The following is a 26,077-nucleotide window of genomic DNA, read 5'->3' as shown; positions in this document are numbered from 1 at the left end:
TCGGCCGGGCATTGCATTTGAAGACTCCGCCTCGCGCCTCAGCGAGTGTGCGGAGTTTTTGCTTTTCTACCAATCGTTGTCCCGCGTTCGCGCCGGGCAGTATGCTGAGCGCCTATGGCCGGCCTGATCCCGCAATCCTTCATCGATGACTTGCTCAACCGCACCGACATCGTCGATGTGGTGAGTTCGCGCATCCAGCTGAAGAAGACCGGCAAGAACTACAGCGCCTGCTGCCCGTTCCACAAGGAAAAGACCCCTTCCTTCACCGTCAGCCCGGACAAGCAGTTCTACTATTGCTTCGGCTGCGGCGCCGGCGGCAATGCCCTCGGCTTCGTCATGGATCACGATCAACTGGAATTCCCCCAGGCGATCGAGGAACTGGCCAAGCGCGCCGGCATGGACGTACCGCGCGAGGAAAGCGGCCGCGGGCACAAACCCAGGCAACCGGTCGACTCCCCACTCTACCCGCTGCTCAATGCCGCGGCTGAACATTATCGCCAGGCACTGAAAAGCCATCCGCAGCGTAGATATGCAGTGGACTACCTCAAGGGCCGCGGCCTGACCGGCGAAATCGCCCGTGATTTCGGCCTCGGCTTCGCCCCGCCCGGCTGGGACAACCTGCTCAAGCAACTGGGCGCCGACGCCCTGCAGCAAAAAGCGATGATCGACGCCGGTCTGCTGATCGAGAACGCCGAAAATGGCAGGCGTTACGACCGTTTCCGCGACCGCATCATGTTCCCCATCCGCGATAGCCGCGGCCGGGTCATCGCCTTCGGCGGCCGGGTACTGGGCGACGACAAGCCCAAATACCTCAACTCGCCGGAAACCCCGGTTTTCCATAAAGGGCAGGAACTCTACGGCCTGTACGAGGCGCGCAAGCACAACCGTGATCTCGACGAGATCATGGTGGTCGAAGGCTATATGGACGTCATCGCCCTGGCCCAGCAAGGCCTGCGCAATGCCGTCGCAACCCTGGGCACGGCGACCAGCGAGGAACACCTCAAACGCCTGTTCCGCATCGTGCCCAGCGTGCTGTTCTGCTTCGACGGCGACGCGGCTGGCCGCAACGCCGCCTGGCGCGCACTGGAATCGACCCTGCCCAGCCTGCAGGATGGGCGGCGCGCACGCTTTCTGTTCCTGCCCGAAGGCGAAGACCCGGATACCCTGGTGCGCGCCGAGGGCACCGATGCCTTCCGTGCCCGTATCAATCAGCACGCGCAGCCGCTGGCAGACTATTTCTTCCAGCAGCTCAGCGAAGAAGCCGACCCGCGCTCACTGGAAGGCAAGGCGCACCTGGTAACCCTGGCAGCGCCGTTGATCGACAAGATTCCCGGCAACAACCTGCGCGCACTGATGCGCCAGCGCCTGAGCGAAATCACCGGCCTTTCCGGCGAAGCGCTCAGCCAGGTCGCCAGCAGCCCACGCAGCCATGCCCCAAGCACGACCAGCCAGGCACCGACCAGCGATTACCCGGACTATGGCGATATCCCCGACAGCGCCTACTACGACGCCACGCCGGATCTCGGCGGTTACGAGCAACCGGCACCGCAACAGCAGCACTACGAGCAGCGCAGCAACGACAACGGCAAAGGCAGCTGGAAAAAAGAAGGTGGCAAGTGGAGCAAGAAGGGCAAAGGCGACTTCGCGCCACGTGCCCCACGCACCGCAGTCAGCGTCGAATCACCGCATCTGAGCGCATTGCGCACACTTTTGCATCACCCGCAGTTGGCACAGAAGGTCGAGGACGTCAGTCATTTCGCCGACGAAGACGACACCTATGCCCAGCTACTGGTCGCCCTGGTCGGCGCCCTGCAAAAGTCGCCCAACCTGCGCTCGCTGCAATTGATCGCGCGCTGGCACGGCACGGAGCAAGGCCGTCTATTACGGGCATTGGCAGAGAAGGAATGGTTGATTTCTGCCGATAACCTTGAACAACAGTTTTTCGACACTATAACTACTCTTGCAGCCCGCCAACGCGAGCGCAGCCTGGAACAACTGCTGCGCAAGGCCCGTCAAAATGAGTTGAGCGCAGAGGAAAAAGATCAGCTGCGCGCCCTGCTAAGCCGTAACGCATTACCAGTTTCCCCCTCCCCAACTGGCGCGTAGGGCTCGTGATCAGGTATAATCCGCGGCTTGTTTTTAGCCCGCCAAGACCTTCAGTGGATAGGGTGTTATGTCCGTAAAAGCGCAACAGCAATCTCGTTTGAAAGAATTGATCAGCCGCGGTCGCGAGCAGGGTTACCTGACGTACGCGGAGGTCAATGACCACCTGCCGGAAGATATTTCCGATCCGGAACAGGTGGAAGACATCATCCGCATGATCAACGACATGGGGATCAACGTATTCGAGAGTGCTCCGGATGCGGACGCCCTGTTGTTGGCCGAAGCCGACACCGACGAAGCGGCGGCAGAAGAAGCCGCAGCCGCCCTCGCCGCCGTTGAGACCGATATCGGCCGTACCACCGACCCGGTGCGCATGTACATGCGTGAAATGGGTACCGTGGAACTGCTGACCCGCGAAGGCGAGATCGAAATCGCCAAGCGCATCGAGGAAGGCATCCGTGAAGTCATGAGCGCCATCGCTCACTTCCCCGGCACTGTCGACGGCATCCTCGCCGAGTACAAGCGTGTCACCACCGAGGGCGGCCGCCTGGCCGAAGTACTCAGTGGTTACATCGACCCGGATGACGGCAGCGTGCCCGACGAAGCCGCCGCTCCTGTTCCTGTAAAAGAAGGCGCCGCTGCTGAAGAGAGCGACGACGACGAGGAAGAAGAGAGCAGCGACGACGAGGAAGAAGAAGGCGACGGCGGCCCGGATCCGGAAGAAGCGGCACGCCGCTTCACAGCCGTGGCCGAGCAGCAGGAAAAAGCGCTGAAGGCTCTGAAGAAGCATGGTCGTGGCAGCAAGCAGGCCACCGAAGAGCTGGCCGCACTGGCCGAGCTGTTCATGCCGATCAAGCTGGTGCCCAAGCAGTACGACGCCCTGGTCACCCAGGTGCGCGATGCCCTCGACCGCCTGCGTACTCAAGAACGCGCCATCATGCAGCTGTGCGTGCGTGACGCTCGCATGCCGCGTGCCGACTTCCTGCGCCTGTTCCCGGGCAACGAAATCGACATGAGCTGGGCTGCCGATCTGGCCAAGGGCAAGGCCAAGTACGCCGAAGCCCTGGGCAACCTGCAAGCCGACATCCAGCGTTGCCAGCAGAAGCTGGTCGATCTGGAAGCCGAGTGCAGCCTGAGCCTGGCCGAGATCAAGGACATCAACCGTCGCATGTCCATCGGTGAAGCGAAAGCTCGCCGCGCCAAGAAGGAAATGGTCGAGGCGAACCTGCGCCTGGTCATCTCCATCGCCAAGAAGTACACCAACCGCGGCCTGCAGTTCCTCGACCTGATCCAGGAAGGCAACATCGGCCTGATGAAGGCGGTGGACAAGTTCGAATACCGTCGCGGCTACAAGTTCTCGACCTACGCCACCTGGTGGATTCGCCAGGCAATCACCCGCTCGATCGCCGACCAGGCGCGCACCATCCGTATTCCGGTGCACATGATCGAGACCATCAACAAGCTCAACCGCATCTCCCGTCAGATGCTGCAGGAAATGGGTCGCGAACCCACTCCGGAAGAGCTGGGTGAGCGCATGGAAATGCCCGAGGACAAGATCCGCAAGGTATTGAAGATCGCCAAAGAGCCGATCTCCATGGAAACCCCGATTGGCGACGACGAAGATTCGCACCTGGGCGACTTCATCGAGGACAGCACCATGCAGTCCCCGATCGATGTGGCCACGGTCGAAAGCCTCAAGGAAGCCACTCGCGAAGTGCTGGCCGGCCTCACTGCCCGTGAAGCCAAGGTTCTGCGCATGCGCTTCGGTATCGACATGAACACTGACCACACCCTCGAGGAAGTGGGCAAGCAGTTCGATGTCACCCGTGAGCGGATTCGTCAGATCGAAGCCAAGGCGCTGCGCAAGCTGCGCCACCCGACGCGAAGCGAGCATCTGCGCTCCTTCCTCGACGAGTGATACCAAAACCCCCGGCCCAAGCCGGGGGTTTTGCTTTCAGGGCACATCTGCGCAGAGCCACCTCGGGGGTCAGGGGAACAGCCCGTCGCCCCGCCAGGCCGCCCGCAAATAAACGGCACCGCTGCCGTTGCAATCAAACTGCCACCCCTGCATGGGCGGTCTACACTGCGACGATACCGATCGCGAAACGAGACCGTTATGCCCCGCTTGCCAGCCATTTTGATGTTGTGCCTGGCGTATTGGATGACCCCGGCCCTAGCCCTCACACTCAGCGAACAAGAGCGCACCTGGCTGGCCGCCCACCCCGAGCTGCGCCTGGGCGTCGATGCATCCTGGCCACCGTTCGAATTCCGCGATGAGCAAGGCAACATCCAGGGCCTTGCCGCCGACTACGTCAGACTGATCGAAAAGCGCCTCGACGTGCAGTTTCAACCCGTCGAACCCAGCAACTGGAGCGCGATACTGGAACATGCTCGTACAGGTCAGGTCGACCTGCTGCCGGCCATCATGTCGACGCCAGAGCGTCAGCAGTACCTCGCCTTCACCCGCCCCTACCTGAACTTTCCCATCATCATCATGGCTCGTGAGGGCGGGCCGCAGCCGAAGAAGATCAACGACCTGTACGGCCTGAGGGTCGCAGTCGTCGCCGACTACGCACCACACGAACTGCTGCGCCAGCAACATCCGGATCTCAATCTGCTCACCCTGCACAATGTGGCCGCAGCCCTTCAGGCCTTGGCCACCGGTCAGGCCGATGCCCTGGTCAGCGACCTCGCCTCCAGCGTCTGGAGCTTGCGTCAGCTCAAGCTCGAAGGCCTGTACATCAGCGGCGAGACGCCCTATCGCTACCAACTGGCGATGGCCGTGCCACGCGATCAGCCAATCCTGATCGGTATCCTCGACAAACTCTTCGCCGACCTCAGCCCTGCGCAGATATCCAATCTGCAAGCGCCCTGGATCGGCAGCGACCTGGACAACCGCAGCGCCTGGTATGAAGTGCTGTCGTACGCCTTGCCGGCACTGCTCATCCTGCTGGCCGTGATCGCGGCGATACTGCGCATCAATCGCCGCCTGAAACACGAAATACGCAACCGAGAGGCTCTGGAGCAGGAGCTACGCAGCCGCGAACAGCACTTTCGCGACATGGTCGAAAGCCTCTCGGCCATCACCTGGGAAACCGAGTCGAGCGGGCTCACCTACACCTACGTCTCGCCCCACGCCGAAAAACTGCTCGGCTACCCCCTGCAGGAATGGCTGCAGCCCGGTTTCTGGCAACGCCACCTGCACCCGGACGACCACCAACGCACCCTGCGCACGTGCCTGGAGCAATGCGCCAATGGCGAGGATCATGCCCTCGAGTACCGCCTGCTCGCAGCCGACGGCCGCACCGTCTGGGTTCGCGATATCGTCACCCTGCTGCAACGCGGCGAACGCCAGGTCATTCGCGGCCTGATGATCGACATCAGCGAAGCCAAGCAGACCGAACAGGCGCTGCGTCTGTCCGAGCAGAAATTCGCCTCGGTGTTCCAGCAATGCCCGGACATTCTCATCATCTCCCGACGTCTCGACGGCGTGCTGCTCGAAGTCAACGCCGCCTTCACCGCCCAGACCGGCCTCAGCAGTGAACAGGCCATCGGCAGAACCGCCACCGAACTCGACCTGTGGGGCATCCCAGGCATCGGCCCCAGCCTGCTACTGCGCCTGCAGGACGACCGCCTGCGCAACCTGGAAATGCCCTTCCGCCGCGTCGACGGCAGCCTGTTCACCGGGCTGATCTCCGCCAGCCCGTTCATCCTCGACAAGACGCCCGTGCTGGTCATCGTGGTGCGCGATATCAGCCAACTGAAAACCACCCAGCAGCAACTGCAGATTTCCGAGGAGAAGTTCGCCAAGGCGTTCCACGCCTCGCCCGATGGCCTGCTGATTACCCACCGCCGCGACGGCCTGATAGTCGAGGCCAACGAAGGTTTCAGCCGCATAACCGGCTACGGCCTCGACGAGATCAACGGGCAAAGCACGCTCAGCCTGGGCATCTGGGCCAACCCGGATGACCGCCAATACCTGATAGACAGCGTCCGCCAACAGGGCAGCGTGCGCGAAATGATTGCCCCGGTGCGCACCAAGGAAGGCCATCAGCGCCTGTGTGAGCTGTCCGCCCAACCGCTGCTCATCGGTGGTGAGGAGTGCCTGCTGACCATTGCCCGCGACATTACCGAGCGCCAGCGCATGCAGGACGAACTGCAGCAGGCAGCCACCGTTTTCGAGAGTACCGCCGAAGGCGTGATGATCACCGACCTCGAACAACGCATCACCGCCGTCAACCGCGCCTTCAGCCAGATCACCGGCTACAGCGAAGCCGAGGCCCTCGGCCAGCGCCCCAGCATGCTGGCTTCCGGTCAGCATGACAGCACCTTCTATGCCGCCATGTGGCACAGTCTCGCGGCCAACGGCCACTGGCAAGGTGAGATCTGGAACCGGCGCAAGAACGGCGAGTTCTATCCCGAATGGCTGAACATCAGCGCCGTGCGCAACAGCGACAACCTGATCACGCATTTCGTGGGCGTATTCGCCGATATCTCCAGCCTCAAGCATGCCCAGGCTCGACTCGATCACCAGGCCCATCATGATCACCTGACCGGCCTGCCCAACCGCTTGCTGTTCGAAAATCGCCTGCGCAGCGCGCTGGACAGCTCACGCGTCAGCGAACAATTGGGCGCGGTGCTGTTTCTCGACCTCGACCGCTTCAAACAGATCAACGACAGCCTCGGCCACCCGGTCGGCGACCAATTGCTCAAAGCCATCGCCGCACGCCTCAAGCTGCAGTTGCGCAACGTCGACACTGTCGCCCGCCTCGGCGGCGACGAATTCATCATCCTGCTGCCGAGCCTGCAACAGGCACAGGACGCCGAACAGGTCGCGCAGAAACTGCTGCATTGCTTAAGCGCCCCCTTCGAGATCGACGCCCACGAGTTCTTCATCAGCGCCAGTATCGGCATCAGCCTCTACCCGCAGGACGGCATGGACGTCGCCACACTGGTCAAGAACGCCGACGCCGCCATGTACCAGTCCAAGGCGAAAGGACGCAACCGCAGCGAGTTCTATACCCGCTCGCTGACCTTTCAGGTCAACGAGCGCATGGCCATGGAACAGGAACTGCGTCGCGCCCTGGAGCGCAACGAGCTGCGCCTGTACTACCAGCCAAAGTACTGCCTGCGCAGCCAACGCCTGATCGGCGCCGAAGCCCTGGTACGCTGGCCACACCCGGTATTCGGCGACATACCACCGGATCGTTTCATCCCGGTGGCCGAAGAAAGCGGGCTGATCGTTCCGCTGGGTGACTGGGTGCTGGAAGAGGCCTGCCGCCAACTGCAGGAATGGCAGGAGAGCAATCGCGGCTTCGGCACCCTCTCGGTCAACCTGGCCGGCGCCCAGTTGCACCAACCCAGCCTGTTACCGCGCATCAAAGAACTGCTACAGCGCTACGACCTGGCGCCTGAGTTGCTGCAACTGGAGATCACCGAAAATTTCATCATGAACCAGTCCGGCGAAGCGCTGGAGATTCTCCATCGCCTCAAACAACTGGGCGTACAACTGGCCATCGACGACTTTGGCACCGGCTACTCCTCGCTCAGCTACCTCAAGCGCCTGCCGCTGGATGTGCTGAAAATCGACCAGTCGTTTGTCCGCGGCCTACCCGACGACCCGCACGACCTGGCGATCACCCGCGCCATCATCGCCCTGGGCAACAGCATGCAACTGACAGTGATCGCAGAGGGCGTGGAGACCAAAGCCCAGGAACTCTGCCTGGCCGCCGAAGGCTGCCTGCAGATTCAAGGCTATGTGGTCAGTTGCCCCCTCTCCGCCGAAGCCTTCGCCCGGAAATTTCTTTCGCCAGGTCAAGCAGTTGGCGCTGGCGAGAACGCGCCGTTATAATCCGCCGGCCTTCTGGGGGCCTATAGCTCAGTTGGTTAGAGCAGAGGACTCATAATCCTTTGGTCCACGGTTCGAGTCCGTGTGGGCCCACCACCTTCAAAGCCGCGCATTGCGCGGCTTTTTCATGCCTGCGGCAAAACAGCTAGGCAGACAGATCAAGCCCTGGTGAAAGCCTGGCGTCTCTCCAAAAACGTGACTTTTCACTCAACAAGCAATTACTCGAGAGTCGGCGTGGTAGCTCAAGTAGTAGGATCAACTGCTACTAAAAGGAGCTTCACCATGAGCGGAAAACCGGCGGCTCGCCAAACTGACCCTGTCTCCTGCCCTCTTCCTGGGCACGGCACCAATCCTATCGTTACTGGCTCACCCGACGTCCTATTCAACCACTTACCGGCAGCACGTCTAAGTGATGCTGCCGCCTGCGGTCAGGCCATCAGTGGTGCCTTTTCCAGCACAGTTCTGATCAATGGAAGACCCGCCAGCACACTCGGCAGCACAACCGACCATGGTGGTGTGATAGTTGGCGGTTCGGGGGACATAATCATTGGTGACTCGATCGTGTCAGCCCCATTTAGTGCACCAATCTCGCTGCCAACTGCGAAAACCCAGGCACCAACGGTATCCATCCGAGGTATCGAAGTACCGATCTCTGCCATGGCCTCACATTTTGCTGCCCCAGCTAAGGCTGCGAGGCCGCTAACGCCTTTACCCCCTACCTCGCCGACGTCGCCTCCACCATTAGCGGCTGCAGCTCAAACGCTGGCGAGCTTCGAGAATGACAAGAACCGGCAGAGCCGTGTCTTCAACGACCAGGCCTATCCAATGGGCACACCTGGCGATCCGTTCGAGAAGAGTAAAGTTGTGGAGCAGCTCCGGGTACGAGTAGCCAGAGCACACGGGCAGTATGTGTCGACTCAGGAAAGAATCGCCCCCTACCCTAATCAGCAAGAGGCAAGCCTCTGTGGCCCCGCTGCATTCTTCTATGCCCTGCTAATGGATCGCCCTGATCTCTACACTCAAGCAATCGTCGACCTCTGGGAAACTGGCGAAACCACCATAGGGCAGTTGCATATCAAGCCCAGCCATGACTGCCGAAACCCCAAGAACTTCAGCGACACGTCGGCAGGCGACCGCATATCGGCAATTGACTGGATATCGCTAGCCAGCCTTCGTGACAGTGAAAATGCCTTCTTCGATTACGACTCACCCAGCGATCAGGTACCAGGGATTACCCTACCCGGAAAAGTGGAGTCTTGGTTTACAAAGTCTGGTGCTACCGTGGTCTTCGACAACATCCAATTTCGGGGGCATATCAATCTCAAGCAATTCATGGAGCTGCTTAGTTATCAAGGCCCTCAGTACCATGTCACTTCGCTCGTTTGCGCCATGATGGTAGACGGAGGGGTCGGGCTCGGTAAAAACCACTGGATCGTGTGGGAAGGCACTCCAGAGACTCAGGCAGGGGCGATAACCCCTACCACCGACCTGGAAGAAGAGATTACCAACTCCAGTTTCTTTTCCTGGGGCTACGTAGCGCACCAAACAAGGAGAGGCTACAGCCTGAAACAACTGCTGAAGGACATATTCGGCGGGATCGTTTTCAGCAGAATCCCATAATCAGGATGGACTTCCTTATGCTGCGCAAAGCACTTTTTACCCTTTTTCTCATTGTGCCGCTCTCCGGCTGTGAAACCATTATGTTCGGAAACGTTATGGTGAGCTGCGCAACTAGGCCGAATCCGGTGATGCTTCCCGAAAGCCTTCCAGTAGCAAAGGTCGGTCAGCCCTATAACGCCCACCTTGAAGTGGTCGACACTTCCACGCCGGTTCATGGCATCTATGTGAGTGATAAGCATCCATTGCCCGAAGGACTGCGAGTAGAGCACGAAAACCGCAGTCCGCATGGCCTAATCACTGGCACGCCAATGAAAGCTGGCTCCTACGAAGTACACATGTCCGCTGGCACCTATGGCACGCAATGCGCGGGCCTGCGAGCAAGACGGGTCTATACACTCGAAGTCACCGAGTAGAGCGCGACCGATCAAATGGCCTTGCTCGCGAATCACAACCGGGCCACCTATCAGAACCATTAGGCAGGAGCAGGCCAGCATGAGCTGCGGATTAGACAGTGAGCCGAATAGCCGACATTATCGGCTCACTGAATGAGCCGAATAGGCTCGCTAATCGGCTCATAGATCCCCCTCAATGAACGACCCGCTCTGGATCTGGCAGCAGCCCGACTGGCCACACGTCAGTTGGCAAGCAGAAACGCTTGCACCGCTGCTGCGCGCTTGCGCTCAGTCTCAGAGGCGTTTGTTAGGGATGCTTGGCGCGGTGGGCAGTGACACCGAAGTGCAGAGCAGCCTGGATGCCATGCTGCAAAACATCGTCGCCTCTTCAGCCATCGAGGGCGAGCAGCTGAATGTTGGTTCGGTGCGTTCATCACTGGCGCGACGCCTGGGGCTGAACGAAGAAGGTCGAACCACGTCGCGCTCCGAAGGCCTGGCGGAACTGCTGCTCGATGCCACCCGTGCGCACCAACAACCGCTGGACGAACAGCGACCCGCCACCTGAGCGACTTGCTGGAAAAGGGCTGCATCGAGCGGCTGCCCGGCGGTGGGCGCAGTATGCGTTACCAGATAGCACGCTGAGCGCCTGAACCGGGCTCATCAGCCGTTGGTGCGTCATCGCGACATAGGACAATGGTCGCGTCCCCCTTGAGCCATTGGAAGCAATTAGCCATTATCCGGAACAGTGCCAGGCAATTGGATTTCGGCACGCCTGCTCGCCCGCGACACGGGCGCCCACCAAGCAGTTGCTCAAGGAAGAAAATGGATTACAGCCCAATAGTCGCCCAAGTCTGGAGCATGCTGGCCTGGCTCATCCCGGCAGTCTTGTTAATCGGCCTGCTCAAATCGCCCTGGGCCAAGGGGCAGATCGGCGAACTGCTGGTGCGCCTGTTTGCCCATTGGCAGCTGGACAAGCAAACCTACCGCCGCCTGCACAACGTCACCCTGAACACGCCGGATGGCACCACGCAGATCGACCACGTATTCCTCTCGCCCTACGGCATCTTCGTACTGGAAACGAAGAACATGAGCGGCTGGATCTTCGGCAGCGAGAAGCAGGCGCAGTGGACGCAGAAGCTCTACAAACGCACCGTCCAGCTGCCGGTATTCAGCAAGGCTGAAGTCGACGCCATGCTACACGCTATGCAAACCAGTCGCCGCGCCCCGACCCTCGCTACTCATCGCACACATGTGCAAAACCTCAAGCGCCGCAGCGATCTCACAGCCGAGCGGCAATGTCCGAGATGCGGTAATACGCTGCTGATTCGCACAGTGAAATCAGGAGCTAAAGCAGGACAGCTATTTTGGGGATGCTCTGGACTTCCGAAGTCTCGGACGATGCAGAGCCTTTAAAGACAAGAGAGGGCAACGAATCGTGGTCTGCCCCCCAAACACCCACAAGAAGGGCCCCGCAAGAAAGGGAAAAATGTCGACCCAGTATGCCCCAAAGAGCCGAACCATACAGAGTGTCTGATTCAGGGAGTCACCGGAAATGTCTTTATGACTCTAAACATCAATAAGGAACTGAGTTCATGGAAAATATTTTACATATATCTGACCTACACATATCTACAAATCCCAAATATGGACTTCACTTCGAAAATAGCACACCCATTGCTAACGCAACCGCTAAAGACGCCATTGAGACGATGGCAGCATCAGGAAAAAAAATAGATTCGATAATATTCTCTGGCGATATCGCGTTTAGCGGAAAGACAGAGGAATATGAAAAAGCGCTATCTCACTTCGTTAACCCTCTTTTAGAAGCATTAGAGCTATCCTATAAAAACCTCTACATTTGCCCTGGAAATCATGACTCTGATCGCTCAGCTGTAGACCGCTTTGAAAAGTCGTATAGAGAAAACTCAAGCCTACAAGAAAAGAACCAACTAGCAAAGGACATTATTTCGGGATCTCAAACTTGGCAAAGAGTAAAAGCATACAATGAATTCAGATCCTTGATAGATAAAGAAAAGAACAATGTAGCGCAATCAAACCAGCTATTCTCCACATACAAAATAACTGAAAACTTCCACCTACTATGCCTTAGCAGTTCATGGCTCGCGCAAGATGACAACGACAAAGGGAAACTTTTCATCACCGAATCACAAATAAAAGAGGCCATTCGTAGCACCCCTGGCAACAGCCAAAGAATAATGATCATTCATCACCCAACAGGATGGCTTGACCAAGAAGACACTAAACAAGTATCAACACAGATAGAAAGAAAGATTGACGCCTTACTGTTTGGCCACATGCACGAGTTCGATCAAAGCATAGAATCAAAATTTTCCGAAGAAATCACTTTACGCCTTCAAGCGGGCACTCTAGATCCGGGAGAAGAAAACCCAGGATACTCCATAATCTGCTTACAAAATAAAGGCAATATAAAGTACGGAAAAATCATTTACAGAAAATATTGCCAAGAAAACAAACAGTATACCCAGTGGAATGAAAGAGGGAAAAATGGAGAGTTTGATTTCTCCACTGATGGAATCATTACTTTCGACTCAGAAAAATTCTCAGCACTATCCGGAAGGATTCTTGACAAAGCGGATAAAGAATTATTGATCAACACTGGGCTTTCTGATTCAAAAAAGAAGAGTGTACGAGATCTGTTCATTAGTCCAAACCTGGGCCGACCAGATTGCATAGAAATGTTTAGCTCGGTAAAAAAAATCAAAACCTTCGAAGAACTCCTCAACTTCAAAGGGGTTTCCATTATTTCTGGCGGAGTAAAAAAAGGCAAAAGTTTCGCACTACAGTATATATATGCTAAAAAATTAGAAAAACAGGCTACCCGCAATTTTTCTCAAATCGCATTTCACCTGGATTGCAAAGCTGAAAAACTACATTCTAAAAGCAGGATAATTCAAAAACTTTGCGAAACTTACATCGATCCTGATCTAGGAACTTCATTCGAGAAAAAAATAAAGCAAAGCATTTCAGACGGTTGCGCAACAATTCTCATTGATAATTTTTGTGAGGCAACAGCGGTAGAGCGCAGCTCAATTATAGATTTCATCGTAGAGAATCCCCTCTGCAACTATACTATTAGCATATCAACCGCCGAGGAAATGAGTGTAATCGGTGAGCTTTCAGACAGAGACGGACTAACCATTGGAGCCACATCCATTGGCGTATTAAAGAGAACAAACATACGAGAAATAATATCAAAATGGGCTCCTTCTATGTCTTTCGACACAGAAGACCGAATATTTAGTGACGTAATGCAAGTAGTTAAAAACTCTCAACTACCGCACAATCATTTCATTTATTCCATGCTACTCGCAATCTATGAAAACAAGCGCGAGTTAAAAGGAATTCTGAACGAAGCAGATGTTATAGAAAACTTCATAGAAATCTTATTAAAAAAACACTTCATCAGCACATCACCAAACCAACCGCAATACAAAGAACTGCTTCACTTCCTTGGTTTTCTTTGCCATGAAATGATTCTTAAAGACTGCTATACATTTGACAGAAACCATCTCCTGAGCATGGCGCTAGAATTCAACAAATATACAATGTTTAGCTACCCTGCCGAATCATACATTGAGCCATTAATATCTAGCGGGATCCTCACAAATATTCCCCCACATCAATTTACTCAACTGTGCTTTCTTGATTATGGGGTCGCATACTACATGCAACATTCCAAGGAGCTTTTAGAGCACGTGTTTGCAGATAGAAATTACTTGCGCCACGACAAAGCCATCGAGTACTTCGCATCGAAAAACCCCTCATCAATAAACTCTCTAAAATTTATAAAAGAAAAAACAGATGCTGCAATTCAGACCGCAAGAGACATCATAATCTCCGATCACAATATTGACATTTCAGCTTTAGACCTCAATAAAATTGACAACATTTCCTTTTTAGACATTGCTTCCACCTCGGAGCAATTCGAAGAAAAAATCAAAGAAGTAAAAAGTGATCGAGCAAGACACGATGAGCTAATGGACAAGATCAGTCCTCTTGAGCCCAAGGGGAAATTGGCAGAACGACCAAAGCCTTTCGCAGGCCCTAGCAGCTCTGATTGCATAGTAAACTTAAGAGAAAACCTGTCGCTGTACTCTAGGGTTTTTAGAAGTACAGAGCTAATCATGGATCCAAGTGAAACCCTCTCATTTTTCGAAGATATTGTTCTCGGCCATATATACCTAACAAAAGCAATAATTAGCAGACTTGACGAGGACTTAATAATTCCTCTAATCATGCCAAAGATAGATTCAGAATTTCTTGCAGAAGACATTACCAAAGAAGAGCGAGATGAATTTGTATCTACATTTAAAGCCCTTATATCCGTAATCAAGGGCGTCATACCAAACCATGTACAAGGATTAATGAGCGAAAACCTTTCAAGCCGAAAACCTAGACTTCACAACATAATTGAGCGATCTATTAAGGACAACGACAATGACGTCATACTTTCTCTTTTAATATTCTTGCTACTCGACATCGAACGCGGAGACACTATAAAAAACATAAACGCCCTAATTGATATCAACACAAAATTCTCTAAAACGGCAACATTCTTCAAAATTATACAAATGCTAACCAACAAACACGACTTACCTGAAGACGTAAGAACCTATCTTTCCAAGTCAGCACTACAGTTAGTTAGCAGCAATAAAGAAGGCTTAGGACAACGAATTCAGATGTTTCAGAAAAAAATCGAAGCCGAATTTGGATGAGCGATTAGAGATAAAAATAATTATCTTACACCGGCTTTACGCCGGTGTTTTTATATACTCGCAGACCCCGTGATAAAAAATAAACCACCTCTATAAAACCAAGTCTTCTTATATTTTCACTAGTTTTCAGAGTTCCTAAGCAATCCACCATCCTTATGCCAATTTTTCCCAGATTTTCTGCTTGAGGATGGTAATTACGCATCAGCATGCGAGTGTCCTTATGGCCAGTGAGAAAAGGTAGTTTATTTTCCTCTGTGGTGGCGCGCCGCTGGGCGCCTAATTACTAGGTGCTCTAACTCTTAATCAAAAGCCCCTTTTCTTCAGCCACTATTGCCAACCAACTCATCCTCAAAACGCTGCACAAAGCTGCTCAAGCTAATGTGTTGCCTGATGGCCTGGGACAACCAGCAGGTCAATTTGCTGGAGTGGCAGGGTGAGTTGTGGATCGCCCTGGGCGAGTTGCCGCGCTTCCATCGGCAGGTCCAGCCAGCGCCGCGCAAACCATGCTCGTGGTTGGCGCGCTGGTGGCGTGGGTCTCTCCGAGCTGGGGCAACGCGTTGAACCCCGAACAATCAAGGAACGACGATTACTTCTCGCGGCAATGCAACTTCAGACGGTGGGTTCGCTAACCCGGACGGCGACTAAACGAGACAGCGTATCGCCAGTTCATCGCCCCCGTTTCGCGGCGCCAGCAGAGGATACGAGTATTCCAGACGGCCCCAAAAAAAACCTGCTGCCCACCACCTTCAAAGCCGCGCATTGCGCGGCTTTTTCATGCCTGCCGCCGACTTATTCGCTGAGATTGGCCTTCGGCGCGATTCGGTCGAAGACCTCGGGCGTCAGCGCTGTATCACCGGCCTCGTCGAGGACGTCGCGTGGGCGTTCGCTGCCGGGGATGCTGCTATCGAGCATGCTGAGCAGTTGAGCGCCGCGCGGGGTCAGCACGAAGTTCTCGCCATTGCCGCCCTCTTCTTCCGGGCGCGGTTCGATGAAGCCGCTTTCCAGCAGGCGTGCCTCGTAACGTGCAGCCTCGGCGCGCAGGTGGTCGAGGTTGTCGACGCTCTCGCCCGCCTGGTCGAGTTCCTCGGCCAGGTCTTCGGCGTAACGGCGCGGCGCGAACGGTTTGCCGGCGCCGTTCTGCACTTCGTGGAGCAGGCGCTCGATCAGATCCCAGTTGTACATGGCGGCATCTCCGCTATCGATGGGCTTACTGGTTCCGACTGCCCAGCCCGGCGATAGGTTCGACCTGATTGCCCGGCCGTCTCAGAGGCGTACGTCGAACTTGTCCAGCAACAGCTCCCCCACTGGGTCGGCACTGACCAACTGGTTACGCCCCCGCTGTTTGCCACTGTAGAGACGGCGATCCGCTGCCCGGTAGAGCTCGGCGGCGCCGCGGCCATCCATGGGCCAGGTGGCCAGGCCGAACGTGGCAGACAGGGCAATCTGCTGGCCGTCATATTCCAGTGGTTGTTCTGTGATCTGTTGGCGCAGTTTCTCGACCATCGAGTAAGCGCCCGCCGCATCGGTGTAGCGCAACAGCAGGCCGAACTCTTCTCCCCCTAGCCGCCCGAGGAAATCGGTGACCCGCAGCCGCTGCTGCAGTATCTGGCAGATATGCCGCAGCGCCATGTCCCCCGCGTCATGCCCCCACTGATCGTTGACCTGCTTGAAATGGTCGACGTCGAGCAGTACCAGCACCAGCTTCCCACTGCTGCGTTCCGCCTCCTGAATGCTGCGCTGCAGGGCGTGCTGGAAGCTGCCCCGGCTGGCTACACCGGTCAGCGAGTCGGTTTGCGCCAGGCGCTCCAGCTCCTCGTAGGCCTGCATGCGCAGGCCGTCGTAGATGTGCACGAATACCAGGATGAGAACGCCGCACAGGGCCGCGTTGCCCAGGTCGATCAAGCCCTTGGTATCCAGGCTCAGGTGCTTGTCGGCGAAATACAGCAACAGCCCGGCAACCATGAAAGGGGCCGCCAGCAAGAAACCACGCTGCTTACCCAGCAGCAGATAGGCCAGCAGGGGAATCATGTACAGCCAGACGAAAGCTGCCGATGAGGCGTCCGGCATGATGATGATGTAGAGAATGAAGCTGAAGGTGGGGATCAGGTAGAGGTAGATCCACAGGTACAGATGACGAGCGTGCTCGATACGCCAGGCACCGAACAGCAGAATGGCCGTGCACAGCACCTCGAGGATGGCGAACGGGTAGTTGCCGGCCAAAGCCTGCAGGATGGAAAACCCGCCCAGGGTCAAACCGGTGGCGAGCAGGATGGTGCGCATCAGGGCGCGCTTGCCTGCTTCACGTAACCCTTCGCAATGCCCCGCGCCTATGTCCCTGTCATGGTTCTGCTTGCCATCGACCATTTTCATGTCCAACACCGCCGTGGTCGGTGCGCAGCCCTCCCCACGCACCATCACGCAACTATAGACCTCAGGCAGCCATTAGCCGTAGCTGAATCAAACGGCTGTTTACGCCATTTACCATTACCGTCGACAGCACCCGAGAAGCCGTACCCCTCAGGCGCGCTGCCTTGCTCGCGGCGCAGGGCCCCTCCCATAATCGCCGACACCTGATTTCGGAGAGCCGCCATGGCCATTTCCCGCGACGATCTCGACCAGCACGGCCTGATCATCGGTGTGTCGCCCGAGCGGTTCCGCGCGGTGGCCATGCCGCTGCTGTTCGACCACCTCGACGCCCAATGCGAGGGCACCATCGCGGTCAATCGCCAGGCGCGCATCGTCTGGATCAACGACAAGTACGCGCAGAAGGTCGGTATCGCCGATGCGCGCACAGCGCTGGGCAAGGAGATCGAGGAGGTGTTGCCTGCCAGCCGCCTGCGCGAGGTGGTGGAAAGCGGCCAGCCGAGCATGCTCGATCTGATGGCCTTCGGCAGCGAGCATTTCGTGGTCACCCGGATTCCGCTGCGTGATGAGGACGGCACCCTGGTCGGCGCGCTGGGCTTCGTGCTGTTCGACCGCGCCCGTCACCTCAAGCCACTGATGGCCAAGTACAACAACCTGCAGACGCAGTTGCTCGCCACTCAGCACGAGCTGGCCAAGGCGCGGCGAGCGCGCTACACCATCGCCGGGTTCATCGGCGCCAGCGCAGCGGCCAGCGAGGTCAAGCGCCAGGCCCGCCGCGCCGCGCAGCTCGATGCCACGGTGCTGATCCGGGGGGAAACCGGAACAGGCAAGGAGCTGCTGGCCCAGGGTATTCACAACCTGTCGCCGCGTGCCAACGGCCCTTTCGTGGCGGTCAACGTCGCAGCGATTCCGGAAACCCTGGTCGAGGCCGAGCTGTTCGGCACCGCGCCAGGCGCCTTCACCGGAGCCGAGCGCAAGGCGCGGATCGGCAAGTTCGAGGTGGCCAACGGCGGAACGCTGTTTCTCGATGAGATCGGCGACCTGCCGCTGCCCTTGCAGGCCAAGCTGCTGCGTGTCCTGCAAGAGCAGGAAGTGGAGCCGCTCGGCTCCAACCAGGTCAAGCCGCTGAATGTGCGGGTGATCGCGGCTACGCATATCGATCTGGAAGCCAAGGTGGCGGCTGGGCAGTTCCGCGATGACCTCTACTACCGACTCAACGTGCTGGCCCTGCGCGTGCCGCCGCTGCGTGAACGGGCCAGCGACATACCCGCGTTGATCGAACATCTGCTGGATGATCTGGCCAACCGCTCCGGCCTGGCGCCGCTGGAACTGAGTGATGACGCCCTGGTCCTGCTTTGCGCCCAGCCCTGGCGCGGCAATGTGCGCGAGCTGCGCAATCTGCTGGAACGGGCGCAACTGGCCGTCGATGGACGAGTGGATGGCGAGGCCTTGCGCGGTTTGCTGGTCGACCCGGTCGCACCGAGCGAGCCAGCGCCCGTTGTGCCAGCGGCAATCGACATGGCACAAAGCCTGGCCGAGCAGTTGGCGCAGGCTGAACGCCAGGCGCTGCTGGCGGCATTGGTCGCCACCGACGGTAATCGCCAGTTGGCGGCTGAACGCCTGGGGATTTCCCGCGCCGGGTTCTACGCCAAACTGGCGCAGCATGGGCTGGGGCGAAAGAGCTGAGCGCCCTCGTTGCTTTTCGTAGAAGCGGTTGGGCGGCATTTCGTTTCGGCCGCGATGCTCTCCACAACGCTTCGCGGCTAAAGCCGCTCCTACAGGTACCGGTGCCGGTCGCAATTGCGTAGCCCGGATGAAATCCGGGGATAGGTAACTAAAAAACCCGGATTGCATCCGGGCTACGGCGCGGCATAAAGACAGTTGGCGGGTTTCACCCGCCCTATGTATGGCCTCCTTGTAGGAGCGGCTTCAGCCGCGATTGCTGCTTCGTCACAGTCGCGGCTAAAGCCGCTCCTACAGATTCCGTTGCCGGCCGCAATTGCGTAGCCCGGATGAAATCCGGGATCAGGCCCCGCAAAAGTCCCCAATTACATACGAGCTTCGAATCCAGAATTCTGGAATTCAACTCAAATAAAATCCACAAACCTGGACTTAATCCAGAAAAATGGACACTTACCTAGATCTAGCCTGACGCCTCCGCGCTCGGCATAAACGCCTGAAACCCTCACTGTACAAGCCTTTCGAGGCTATCGACCAAAGTCTCACCCCGGTCTGGCACGACTCTGGCTCTATATCCGGCAAAGGCGCGCTGCCGCATCTGCGCCTTCCCGATAAAACGGCCTTGAGCCGGTAGAACAACAACAAAAGGAACCACCCATGGGTACCCTCGGTATTCTGATTTCCCTCGCATTGTTGATGTACCTCGCCTATCGCGGCATCAACGTCCTGATCCTCGCCCCGCTGCTGGCCTTGCTGGCGCTGCTGTTCGCTGGCGATATCGCCCTGCTGCTGCCCACCTACACCCAAGTGTTCATGAAGGCCATGGGCGGCTACGTGATCCAGTTCTTCCCGCTGTTCCTGCTCGGCGCCTTGTTCGGCAAGTTGATGGACGACTCAGGGTCAGCGCGCGCCATCGCCCACGGTATCGTCGCCAAGGTCGGTAGCGAGCGGGCGATTCTGGCTATCGTGCTGGCCTGCGCCATCCTCACCTACGGCGGCGTGTCGCTGTTCGTGGTGGCCTTCGCCGTGTATCCGATCGGCGCCGCGCTGTTTCGCGAGGCGGGCATTCCCAAGCGCCTGATCCCCGGTGCCATCGCCCTCGGCTCGTTCACCTTCACCATGACCGCGCTACCGGGCACGCCGGCGATCCAGAATGCCATCCCCAACCCGTTCTTCGGCACCGACGCCTTCGCCGCGCCGGGCCTGGGGATGATCGCCGCCCTGATCATGTTCGGTTTCGGTACCTGGTGGCTGAACAGCCAGGCGCGCAAGCTGAAGGCGGCCGGTGAGGGATATGGCCAGCACAAGGACGACCCGATCGTTCAGGACACCGGCTACACCCCGGGCTTCTGGCTGGCGCTGCTGCCGATCTTCCTGGTGATCGCGCTGAACTTCCTGATGGCCAAGCAGATCCTGCCCAATATCGACGCCAGCTACCTGGCCAAGCCGGAATACGGCGGCCTGCAGGATGCCCGCTCGCTGATCGGTATCTGGTCGATCATCGTCGCCCTGGCCGCCGCCATCGTGCTGCTGATCGCCATGCACTGGAAACGCTGGCTGGATCTGAAGAAGAGCGTCAACGAAGGCTCGTTCGGCGCGATGCTGCCGATCCTCAATACCGCCGCTGAAGTGGGTTACGGCACGGTGATCGCCTCGCTGGCCGGCTTCGTCATCATCCGCGACCTGGTGCTGGGCGTGTCAAGCAACCCGCTGATCTCCGAGGCGGTGGCAGTGAACATCCTGGCCGGGATCACCGGTTCGGCTTCCGGCGGCCTGTCCATCGCCCTCAAGACTCTCGGCGAGCAGTATCTGGAGATGGCCAACGCCGCCGGCATCAGCCCCGAGCTGCTGCACCGGGTGGCCGTGATGGCGTCCGGCTGCATGGACACCCTGCCGCACAACGGCGCGGTGATCTCGCTGCTGGCGATCTGCAAGCTCACCCACCGCGAATCGTACAAGTTCATCTTCTTCAACACCGTGGCCTTCCCGCTGCTGGCGCTGGCTGTCGTGATCACCCTGGGCACGCTGTTTGGCAGTTTCTGACGACCGCTGCAGGAGCGGCGGGCGGTGCTCCGCCCAGCCGCGCCTGCAAATACCCGTTTTGCATGAGTACCCGCTATGAGCAAGATCATGACCGCCGCCGCTGCCGTGGCGCGTATCCCGGACAACGCCAACCTGGCCACCGGCGGCTTTGTCGGCATCGGTTTCGCCGAGCAGATCGCCATTGCTCTGGAACAGCGCTTCGTTGCCGAGCAGGCACCGCGCGATCTGACCCTGGTGTATGCCGCCGGCCAGGGTGACGGCAAGGGCCGCGGCCTCAACCACCTGGCTCATGAAGGCCTGGTGCGCCGCGTGATCGGCGGTCACTGGGGCCTGGTGCCAGGGTTGCAGAAGCTGGCGGTGGACAATCGCATCGAGGCCTACAACCTGCCGCAGGGGGTGATCTCCCAGCTGTTTCGCGACATCGCCGCCGGCAAGCCGGGGCAGTTGTCACGCGTCGGCCTCGGCACCTACGTCGACCCGCGCCATGGCGGCGGCAAGCTCAATGCACGCACCACAGCCGATCTGGTGCGGCTGATGCCCATCGACGGCGAGGATTACCTGTTCTACCCGACCTTTCCGGTGCATGTCGGCATCGTCCGCGCCACCAGCAGCGATCCCGATGGCAACCTCAGTTTCGAGCGCGAGGCGTTGACCATCGAGAGCCTGGCCATCGCCATGGCTGCGCGCAACAGCGGCGGTCTGGTGATTGCCCAGGTCGAACGAGTGGTCGAGCGCGGTTCGCTCAACCCACGTCAGGTGAAGATTCCCGGCATCCTGGTGGATTGCGTGGTGGTGGCCGAGTCGGCCAATCACCAGCAGACCTTCGCCACCGCCTACAACCCGGCCTTCGCTGCGGAAACCCGCGTACCGGTGGACAGCCTGGCACCGCTGCCGCTGGACGTGCGCAAGCTGATCGCCCGCCGCGCGGCGCTTGAGCTCAAGAGCGGCGCAGTGGTCAACCTTGGCATCGGCATGCCCGAGGGCGTCGCGGCGGTGGCCGCCGAAGAAGGCGTGATCGAGCGCCTGACCCTGACCGCCGAGCCCGGTGTGATCGGCGGCGTGCCGGCTTCGGGGCTGGATTTCGGTGCAGCGAGCAACCACAGCGCGCTGCTCGACCAGCCTTATCAGTTCGATTTCTATGATGGCGGCGGCCTGGATATCGCCTTCCTCGGCCTGGCCCAGGCCGATGCAGCTGGCAACCTCAATGTGTCCAAATTCGGCTCGCGCCTGGCCGGCGCCGGCGGCTTCATAAACATCAGCCAGAACGCCAAGCAGGTGGTGTTCGTCGGCACCTTCAGCGCCGGCACGCAGGACATCCGCATCGAGGACGGCCAGTTGCGCATCGTCCAGGACGGCGCACTGCGCAAGTTCGTCAGCGCAGTGGAGCACCGCACCTTCGCCGGACGCCTGGCTGCCGAACGCGGCCAACCGGTGCTCTACGTCACCGAGCGCTGCGTATTGCGCCTGAGTGTCGAAGGCCTAGAGCTGATCGAGGTGGCGCCGGGCGTGGACATCGAGCGCGACATCCTCGCCCGCATGGACTTCGCCCCCATCGTGCGCGAACCGAAACTGATGGATGCGCGGCTGTTCCGGCCCGAGCCAATCGGCCTGGCGCAATGCCTGGGAAATCTTTGAGCGTGAACTCACGGGCCGCACAGGCCCGTTTTTTTGCCTGCGCTCACGCGCTCTAACCTGCATGGTTGCGCGCCCGGTTCGGGGCTGGCATGGTGCGCCTCTCTCATGAACAAGGATCGTTACCGATGAGCATGCCCGCCCCCACTCCGTTCGTTTTCTGCACCAACCCCATCGAAGGGGATATGCCCTTCCAGGCATGGCCAGATCTTTCCCTGGAAATCGATGGCCAACCCGAGCACAGCGAAAATCTGCTGAACCTGGCAGGTTTCCTGGTACGCCAGGCATTGGCCGACCAGCATCCGGAGCGCGTCAGGCACGCCGCGGATGTCGAGCCGCTGCTCTATGGGCTCAGAGCCCATGTCCAGTTGCACTCGGGTGGCTGCTTCAACTTCGGTGAGGAGCATCCTGATCCGGATCAGCCGTTGCATGAACACCAGATAATCCCCGGCATTTACATCGGCAATCTGCTGTTGCTGGCCGACGGGCCTGCCAGCGCCGGAGTCGAAGCACTGCACGCGCGCCTGAAGCCGGTCGATGCCATGGCCAAGGCACTGAAGCAATTGCAGGAGTCCGATATCTCGCAGCCCGTGAGACATACCTGCGCGCTGTTGCCAGGCATGACCATCACCCTGACCCCGGCGTTTGCCGATAGCCGAACCCTGGTTTACCCGAGCCGCCTGGATACCTATCAGGAGCAACTCAAACTGGAAGAACTGGCCGGCCTGCCACAGCAGCATTGTGAAATCGTCCTTGGTGGTCAGCCACTGGACGAAAGCCAGCCGGCCTATCCAGTCACCTACGACATCCTCTCGGCCATGCTGCGTGCGCTGCGCCAACGTGCTCTCGAAAGCGGTCAGCCCGACCTGTCCGCCCGCCAACAGGAATGGCAGCACGTACGCCTGGTGGTCGGCAGTGACGTGCACTACAGCGCGCAATACATGCTCAACCCAGAGACCTATCTGCCGGCCTTCGGCAAGCCGGTACGCGGTGTGAAGCTGGTTGGCCAACAAAGCATCCTGCTGCCAGAGCACCTCGAGCTGCCTGCGTTGGAACAGCTGTGGGAGGCCCTGGCACACGAGGAAATGCGTGAGGAATGGCAGCGGGTACAGGGGAGCGATGACGACGCCGACCGCTCGTTGATGATCAACCTCGAAGTGACCTGCAAACTGGAGGTACTCGCCATCGGAGCCGGCCAGCAACCGCAGGTACTGGAAAGCTATCGCGACAGTGAGCTCATCCAGGCACCCGTTGAACAGAAGGCCTTAAAGATAGAACCGGCAGGCTCGTTTGCCCCCTCGCGGGAGCCCGAACGCGCCACCGACATTGGCCAACTGGCGAATACCGCTGTAACCAATGTCGAGCAAAGGATAGACAGAGCCAGTGGCGATGACGCCGCTGCTGGCATGTCGAGTGGCCGCGGCGCGCTTCTGCTGGCCGTGGTAATGGTGGCTGTGATGGCGGCGGTTCTGCTCAAGGGCTGAAGACCGCAAAGCCAGCCTCGGCGCCTCCGGGCTGGCTTCGAGCGGCTCAACCGGCTACATCGACCTTATGCCGGGCGGCATACAGGCAGATCATCTCCATCGCCAGGGTGGCGCCGGCCAGCGCGGTGACCTCGGCGTGATCGTAGGGCGGCGCCACTTCCACCACGTCCATGCCGACCAGGTTGATGCCACGCAGACCACGCAGGATTTCCAGCGCCTGGTGGCTGGACAACCCACCACAGACAGGCGTACCGGTGCCGGGCGCGAAAGCCGGGTCGAGGCAATCGATATCGAAGGTCAGGTACACCGGATGGTCACCGACACGCGCGCGAATACGCTCGGCGATCTGCTCTGGCGTACTGCGATGCGCCTCACGCGCATCGAGTACCTGAAACCCCATCACATCATCATTGGTGGTGCGCAGGCCGACCTGCACCGAGCGCGCCGGGTCGACCAGGCCTTCGCGCGCGGCGTGGTAGAACATGGTGCCGTGGTCGATGCGCTTGACCTCTTCGTCCGGCCAGGTATCGCTGTGCGCATCGAAGTGGATCAGCGCCAGCGTGCCGTGCTTCTTCGCATGTGCCTTGAGCAGCGGATAGCTGATGAAGTGATCGCCCCCCAGAGTCAGCAACGCGCTGCCGGCATCGAGAATCCGCGTGGCGTGCGCCTCGATCACCGCAGGAGTGTCCTGCGGCGTGCCGTGATCGAAATGGCAGTCGCCATAGTCGACGCAGGCGAGCACATCGAAGGGGTCGAACTCCCAGGGGAAATGCCGTGCCCAGGCTGACTGGATCGAAGCCGCGCGGATCGCCCGCGGGCCAAAGCGGCTGCCAGGACGGTTGGTGGTGGCGGTGTCGAACGGCACACCACTGATGGCCAGATCCACCCCGGTGAGGTCACGGCTATAACGCCGGCGCATGAAGCTGGTGATACCGGCGTAGGTCGGCTCGGCTGCGGTGCCGTAAAGGCTGTCGCGGGTGATGGCCTGGTCGTTGTCGAAGGCTTGATCCATGGCGGTTCTCGATCTCTCAGGAAAGTCGCTCAGTACTGACTGCGGAACGCCGTCCACAGACGGGTGCGCTGACGCTGCTCACGCAGGCTCAGCACCTGCTCGGCGAACAGGCGCGCACGCACGGCCTCGGGCGGGTAGATATCCGGGTCGCCGCTCACCGCTTCGTCCAGCAGCGGCGTGGCCGCGCGGTTAGCGTTGGCGAAGAACAGCTCGTTGGTCAGCTCGGCGATGGCCTCAGGCTGCAGCATGAAATCAATGAAGGCACGCGCCGCCTGCGGGTGTGGCGCATCGGCCGGAATGGCCATGGTGTCGAACCAGATCAGCGTGCCTTCACGCGGGATGCGATAGAGCACCTCGAACGGCTGCTCGGCCTCGGCAGCGCGAGCGGCGGCCATGCCAGCGTCGCCGGTATAGGTCAGCGCCAGGCAGGCTTCGCCCTTGGCCAGGTCATCGATCTGCCGGGCATTGCCGATGTAGCGCAGGTTCGGTTGCAGCACCGCGAGCAACGCACTGGCAGCTTGCAGATCGGCGACATCAGCGCTGTACGGCGGTTTGCCCAGGTAATTGAGAGCGATGGCGATCACCTCCTGCGGCGAGTCGAGCACGGAGATGCCGCAGTCCTTCAATTTGCTGGCGTATTCGGGCTTGAACAGCAGATCGAGGCTGTTCAGCGCCACGCCGGGCAGGCGCTGCTCGACGGCCTGCTTGTTGATGGCCAGGCCCACCGTGCCCCAGGTGTAGGGCACGCCGTAGCGATTGCCGGGGTCGACACTGGTCAGCTTGGCCAGCAGTTCCGGGTCGAGGTTGCCGGCATTTTTCAACGCACCGACCGGCTGCAGCGCCTTGGCCTGAATGGCACGCGACAGGCCGCTGGAAGCCGGGAAAACGACGTCGTAGCCGCTGCCACCGGTCATCAGCTTGCTCTCCAGCACATCGGTACTGTCGAAGGTGTCGTATTTGACGCGGATTCCGCTTTCGTCCTGAAAGCGCTTGAGCGCCTGTGGCGCCACGTAGTCGGCCCAGTTGTACAGATTGAGCTGCTTGGTCTCCGCCGCCAAAGGCGTGGCGATGACCAGAAGCAGCAGGCTTGCAGCAAGACGCATGGTTCGATCCTCTGGCAGATGCGGTTGACTGTACCTCTC

15 protein-coding genes, 1 tRNA gene and 2 pseudogenes are annotated in these 26,077 nt (G+C 58.8%); 13 read left to right on the top strand and 5 right to left on the bottom strand.

What is annotated here, in order from left to right; genetic code table 11:
• The first annotated feature begins 114 nt into the window (after window positions 1-114).
• The 9 genes and pseudogenes from dnaG to C7A17_RS13785 all read left to right on the top strand — a co-directional run bounded on the left by dnaG (window position 115) and on the right by C7A17_RS13785 (window position 14,720).
• Window positions 115-2,106 carry a DNA primase gene (gene dnaG, locus C7A17_RS13825; RefSeq protein ID WP_106738581.1) on the top strand — a complete coding sequence of 664 codons (1,992 nt, stop codon included), beginning with the start codon at window positions 115-117 and terminating at the stop codon, window positions 2,104-2,106.
• 67 nt (window positions 2,107-2,173) lie between these two features.
• Window positions 2,174-4,021, top strand: a complete 1,848-nt coding sequence (gene rpoD, locus C7A17_RS13820; protein ID WP_106738580.1) for an RNA polymerase sigma factor RpoD — start codon at window positions 2,174-2,176, stop codon at window positions 4,019-4,021.
• 198 nt (window positions 4,022-4,219) lie between these two features.
• A complete protein-coding gene (locus C7A17_RS13815) occupies window positions 4,220-7,954 on the top strand; it encodes a bifunctional diguanylate cyclase/phosphodiesterase (protein WP_106738579.1) in 3,735 nt (1,244 codons plus the stop codon).
• A 16-nt stretch (window positions 7,955-7,970) separates the two neighbouring features.
• Window positions 7,971-8,047 (top strand) — tRNA-Ile (locus C7A17_RS13810).
• Between the two features lie 138 nt (window positions 8,048-8,185).
• Window positions 8,186-8,548 (top strand): annotated as a pseudogene (locus C7A17_RS27085) (PAAR domain-containing protein); the annotation flags it as partial.
• Between the two features lie 1,040 nt (window positions 8,549-9,588).
• Window positions 9,589-9,984 (top strand): putative Ig domain-containing protein, encoded by a 396-nt coding sequence (locus tag C7A17_RS26780; protein ID WP_158704667.1) that lies wholly within the window; start codon window positions 9,589-9,591, stop codon window positions 9,982-9,984.
• A 175-nt stretch (window positions 9,985-10,159) separates the two neighbouring features.
• Window positions 10,160-10,516: pseudogene (locus tag C7A17_RS13795) on the top strand (DUF4172 domain-containing protein); the annotation flags it as partial.
• 269 nt (window positions 10,517-10,785) lie between these two features.
• Window positions 10,786-11,376 carry a nuclease-related domain-containing protein gene (locus tag C7A17_RS13790; RefSeq protein WP_106738578.1) on the top strand — a complete coding sequence of 197 codons (591 nt, stop codon included), beginning with the start codon at window positions 10,786-10,788 and terminating at the stop codon, window positions 11,374-11,376.
• Between the two features lie 179 nt (window positions 11,377-11,555).
• Window positions 11,556-14,720 (top strand): metallophosphoesterase, encoded by a 3,165-nt coding sequence (locus C7A17_RS13785; protein WP_106738577.1) that lies wholly within the window; start codon window positions 11,556-11,558, stop codon window positions 14,718-14,720.
• Window positions 14,721-14,745: 25 nt separating this feature from the next.
• Here C7A17_RS13785 and C7A17_RS26775 read toward each other — a convergent pair whose 3' ends face one another.
• The 3 genes from C7A17_RS26775 to C7A17_RS13775 form a co-directional block, all read right to left on the bottom strand.
• Window positions 14,746-14,928: a hypothetical protein gene (locus C7A17_RS26775; protein WP_158704666.1), complete on the bottom strand. Its 183-nt coding sequence runs from the start codon at window positions 14,926-14,928 to the stop codon at window positions 14,746-14,748.
• 581 nt (window positions 14,929-15,509) lie between these two features.
• Window positions 15,510-15,902 (bottom strand): helix-turn-helix domain-containing protein, encoded by a 393-nt coding sequence (locus tag C7A17_RS13780; RefSeq protein WP_106738576.1) that lies wholly within the window; start codon window positions 15,900-15,902, stop codon window positions 15,510-15,512.
• An 81-nt stretch (window positions 15,903-15,983) separates the two neighbouring features.
• Window positions 15,984-17,084, bottom strand: a complete 1,101-nt coding sequence (locus tag C7A17_RS13775; RefSeq protein ID WP_106742925.1) for a GGDEF domain-containing protein — start codon at window positions 17,082-17,084, stop codon at window positions 15,984-15,986.
• A 225-nt stretch (window positions 17,085-17,309) separates the two neighbouring features.
• Between C7A17_RS13775 and C7A17_RS13770 the strand changes: the two genes are divergently transcribed.
• The 4 genes from C7A17_RS13770 (at window position 17,310) to C7A17_RS13755 (ending at window position 23,923) form a co-directional block, all read left to right on the top strand.
• The gene (locus tag C7A17_RS13770) at window positions 17,310-18,770 is read left to right on the top strand and encodes a sigma-54 interaction domain-containing protein (RefSeq protein WP_106738575.1); all 1,461 of its coding nucleotides are present in this window, start codon (window positions 17,310-17,312) and stop codon (window positions 18,768-18,770) included.
• Window positions 18,771-19,421: 651 nt separating this feature from the next.
• Window positions 19,422-20,807, top strand: coding sequence for a GntP family permease (locus C7A17_RS13765; protein WP_106738574.1), 1,386 nt, complete (start codon window positions 19,422-19,424; stop codon window positions 20,805-20,807).
• Between the two features lie 75 nt (window positions 20,808-20,882).
• The gene (locus tag C7A17_RS13760; protein WP_106738573.1) at window positions 20,883-22,442 is read left to right on the top strand and encodes an acyl CoA:acetate/3-ketoacid CoA transferase; all 1,560 of its coding nucleotides are present in this window, start codon (window positions 20,883-20,885) and stop codon (window positions 22,440-22,442) included.
• Between the two features lie 125 nt (window positions 22,443-22,567).
• Window positions 22,568-23,923, top strand: coding sequence for a hypothetical protein (locus C7A17_RS13755; RefSeq protein ID WP_106738572.1), 1,356 nt, complete (start codon window positions 22,568-22,570; stop codon window positions 23,921-23,923).
• A 46-nt stretch (window positions 23,924-23,969) separates the two neighbouring features.
• Here the strand turns inward: C7A17_RS13755 and speB are convergent, their stop codons facing one another.
• On the bottom strand, window positions 23,970-24,935 hold the full coding sequence (gene speB / locus C7A17_RS13750; protein WP_106738571.1) for an agmatinase: 966 nt from the start codon (window positions 24,933-24,935) through the stop codon (window positions 23,970-23,972).
• Window positions 24,936-24,964: 29 nt separating this feature from the next.
• Window positions 24,965-26,038: a polyamine ABC transporter substrate-binding protein gene (locus C7A17_RS13745; protein WP_106738570.1), complete on the bottom strand. Its 1,074-nt coding sequence runs from the start codon at window positions 26,036-26,038 to the stop codon at window positions 24,965-24,967.
• Window positions 26,039-26,077 lie beyond the last annotated feature (39 nt).

The sequence above is a fragment of the Pseudomonas mendocina genome, from assembly GCF_003008615.1.
In the GTDB taxonomy this organism is placed as follows: Bacteria; Pseudomonadota; Gammaproteobacteria; order Pseudomonadales; family Pseudomonadaceae; genus Aquipseudomonas; species Aquipseudomonas mendocina_C.
The sequence above is the reverse complement of the archived record's forward strand: the minus strand, read 5'-3'. Positions and strand labels throughout refer to the sequence as shown.

Excerpts from the sequence above, each read along its gene's own strand:
- C7A17_RS13780 (WP_106738576.1), bottom strand. The coding sequence starts at position 15,902 with ATGTACAACTGGGATCTGATCGAGCGCCTGCTCCACGAAGTGCAGAAC.
- C7A17_RS13745 (WP_106738570.1), bottom strand. The coding sequence starts at position 26,038 with ATGCGTCTTGCTGCAAGCCTGCTGCTTCTGGTCATCGCCACGCCTTTG.
- C7A17_RS13815 (WP_106738579.1), top strand. The coding sequence starts at position 4,220 with ATGCCCCGCTTGCCAGCCATTTTGATGTTGTGCCTGGCGTATTGGATG.
- rpoD (WP_106738580.1), top strand. The coding sequence starts at position 2,174 with ATGTCCGTAAAAGCGCAACAGCAATCTCGTTTGAAAGAATTGATCAGC.
- C7A17_RS13770 (WP_106738575.1), top strand. The coding sequence starts at position 17,310 with ATGGCCATTTCCCGCGACGATCTCGACCAGCACGGCCTGATCATCGGT.
- C7A17_RS13785 (WP_106738577.1), top strand. The coding sequence starts at position 11,556 with ATGGAAAATATTTTACATATATCTGACCTACACATATCTACAAATCCC.
- C7A17_RS13765 (WP_106738574.1), top strand. The coding sequence starts at position 19,422 with ATGGGTACCCTCGGTATTCTGATTTCCCTCGCATTGTTGATGTACCTC.
- dnaG (WP_106738581.1), top strand. The coding sequence starts at position 115 with ATGGCCGGCCTGATCCCGCAATCCTTCATCGATGACTTGCTCAACCGC.
- C7A17_RS13790 (WP_106738578.1), top strand. The coding sequence starts at position 10,786 with ATGGATTACAGCCCAATAGTCGCCCAAGTCTGGAGCATGCTGGCCTGG.
- C7A17_RS13760 (WP_106738573.1), top strand. The coding sequence starts at position 20,883 with ATGAGCAAGATCATGACCGCCGCCGCTGCCGTGGCGCGTATCCCGGAC.
- C7A17_RS13755 (WP_106738572.1), top strand. The coding sequence starts at position 22,568 with ATGAGCATGCCCGCCCCCACTCCGTTCGTTTTCTGCACCAACCCCATC.
- C7A17_RS26780 (WP_158704667.1), top strand. The coding sequence starts at position 9,589 with ATGCTGCGCAAAGCACTTTTTACCCTTTTTCTCATTGTGCCGCTCTCC.
- C7A17_RS26775 (WP_158704666.1), bottom strand. The coding sequence starts at position 14,928 with ATGCTGATGCGTAATTACCATCCTCAAGCAGAAAATCTGGGAAAAATT.
- speB (WP_106738571.1), bottom strand. The coding sequence starts at position 24,935 with ATGGATCAAGCCTTCGACAACGACCAGGCCATCACCCGCGACAGCCTT.
- C7A17_RS13775 (WP_106742925.1), bottom strand. The coding sequence starts at position 17,084 with ATGGTCGATGGCAAGCAGAACCATGACAGGGACATAGGCGCGGGGCAT.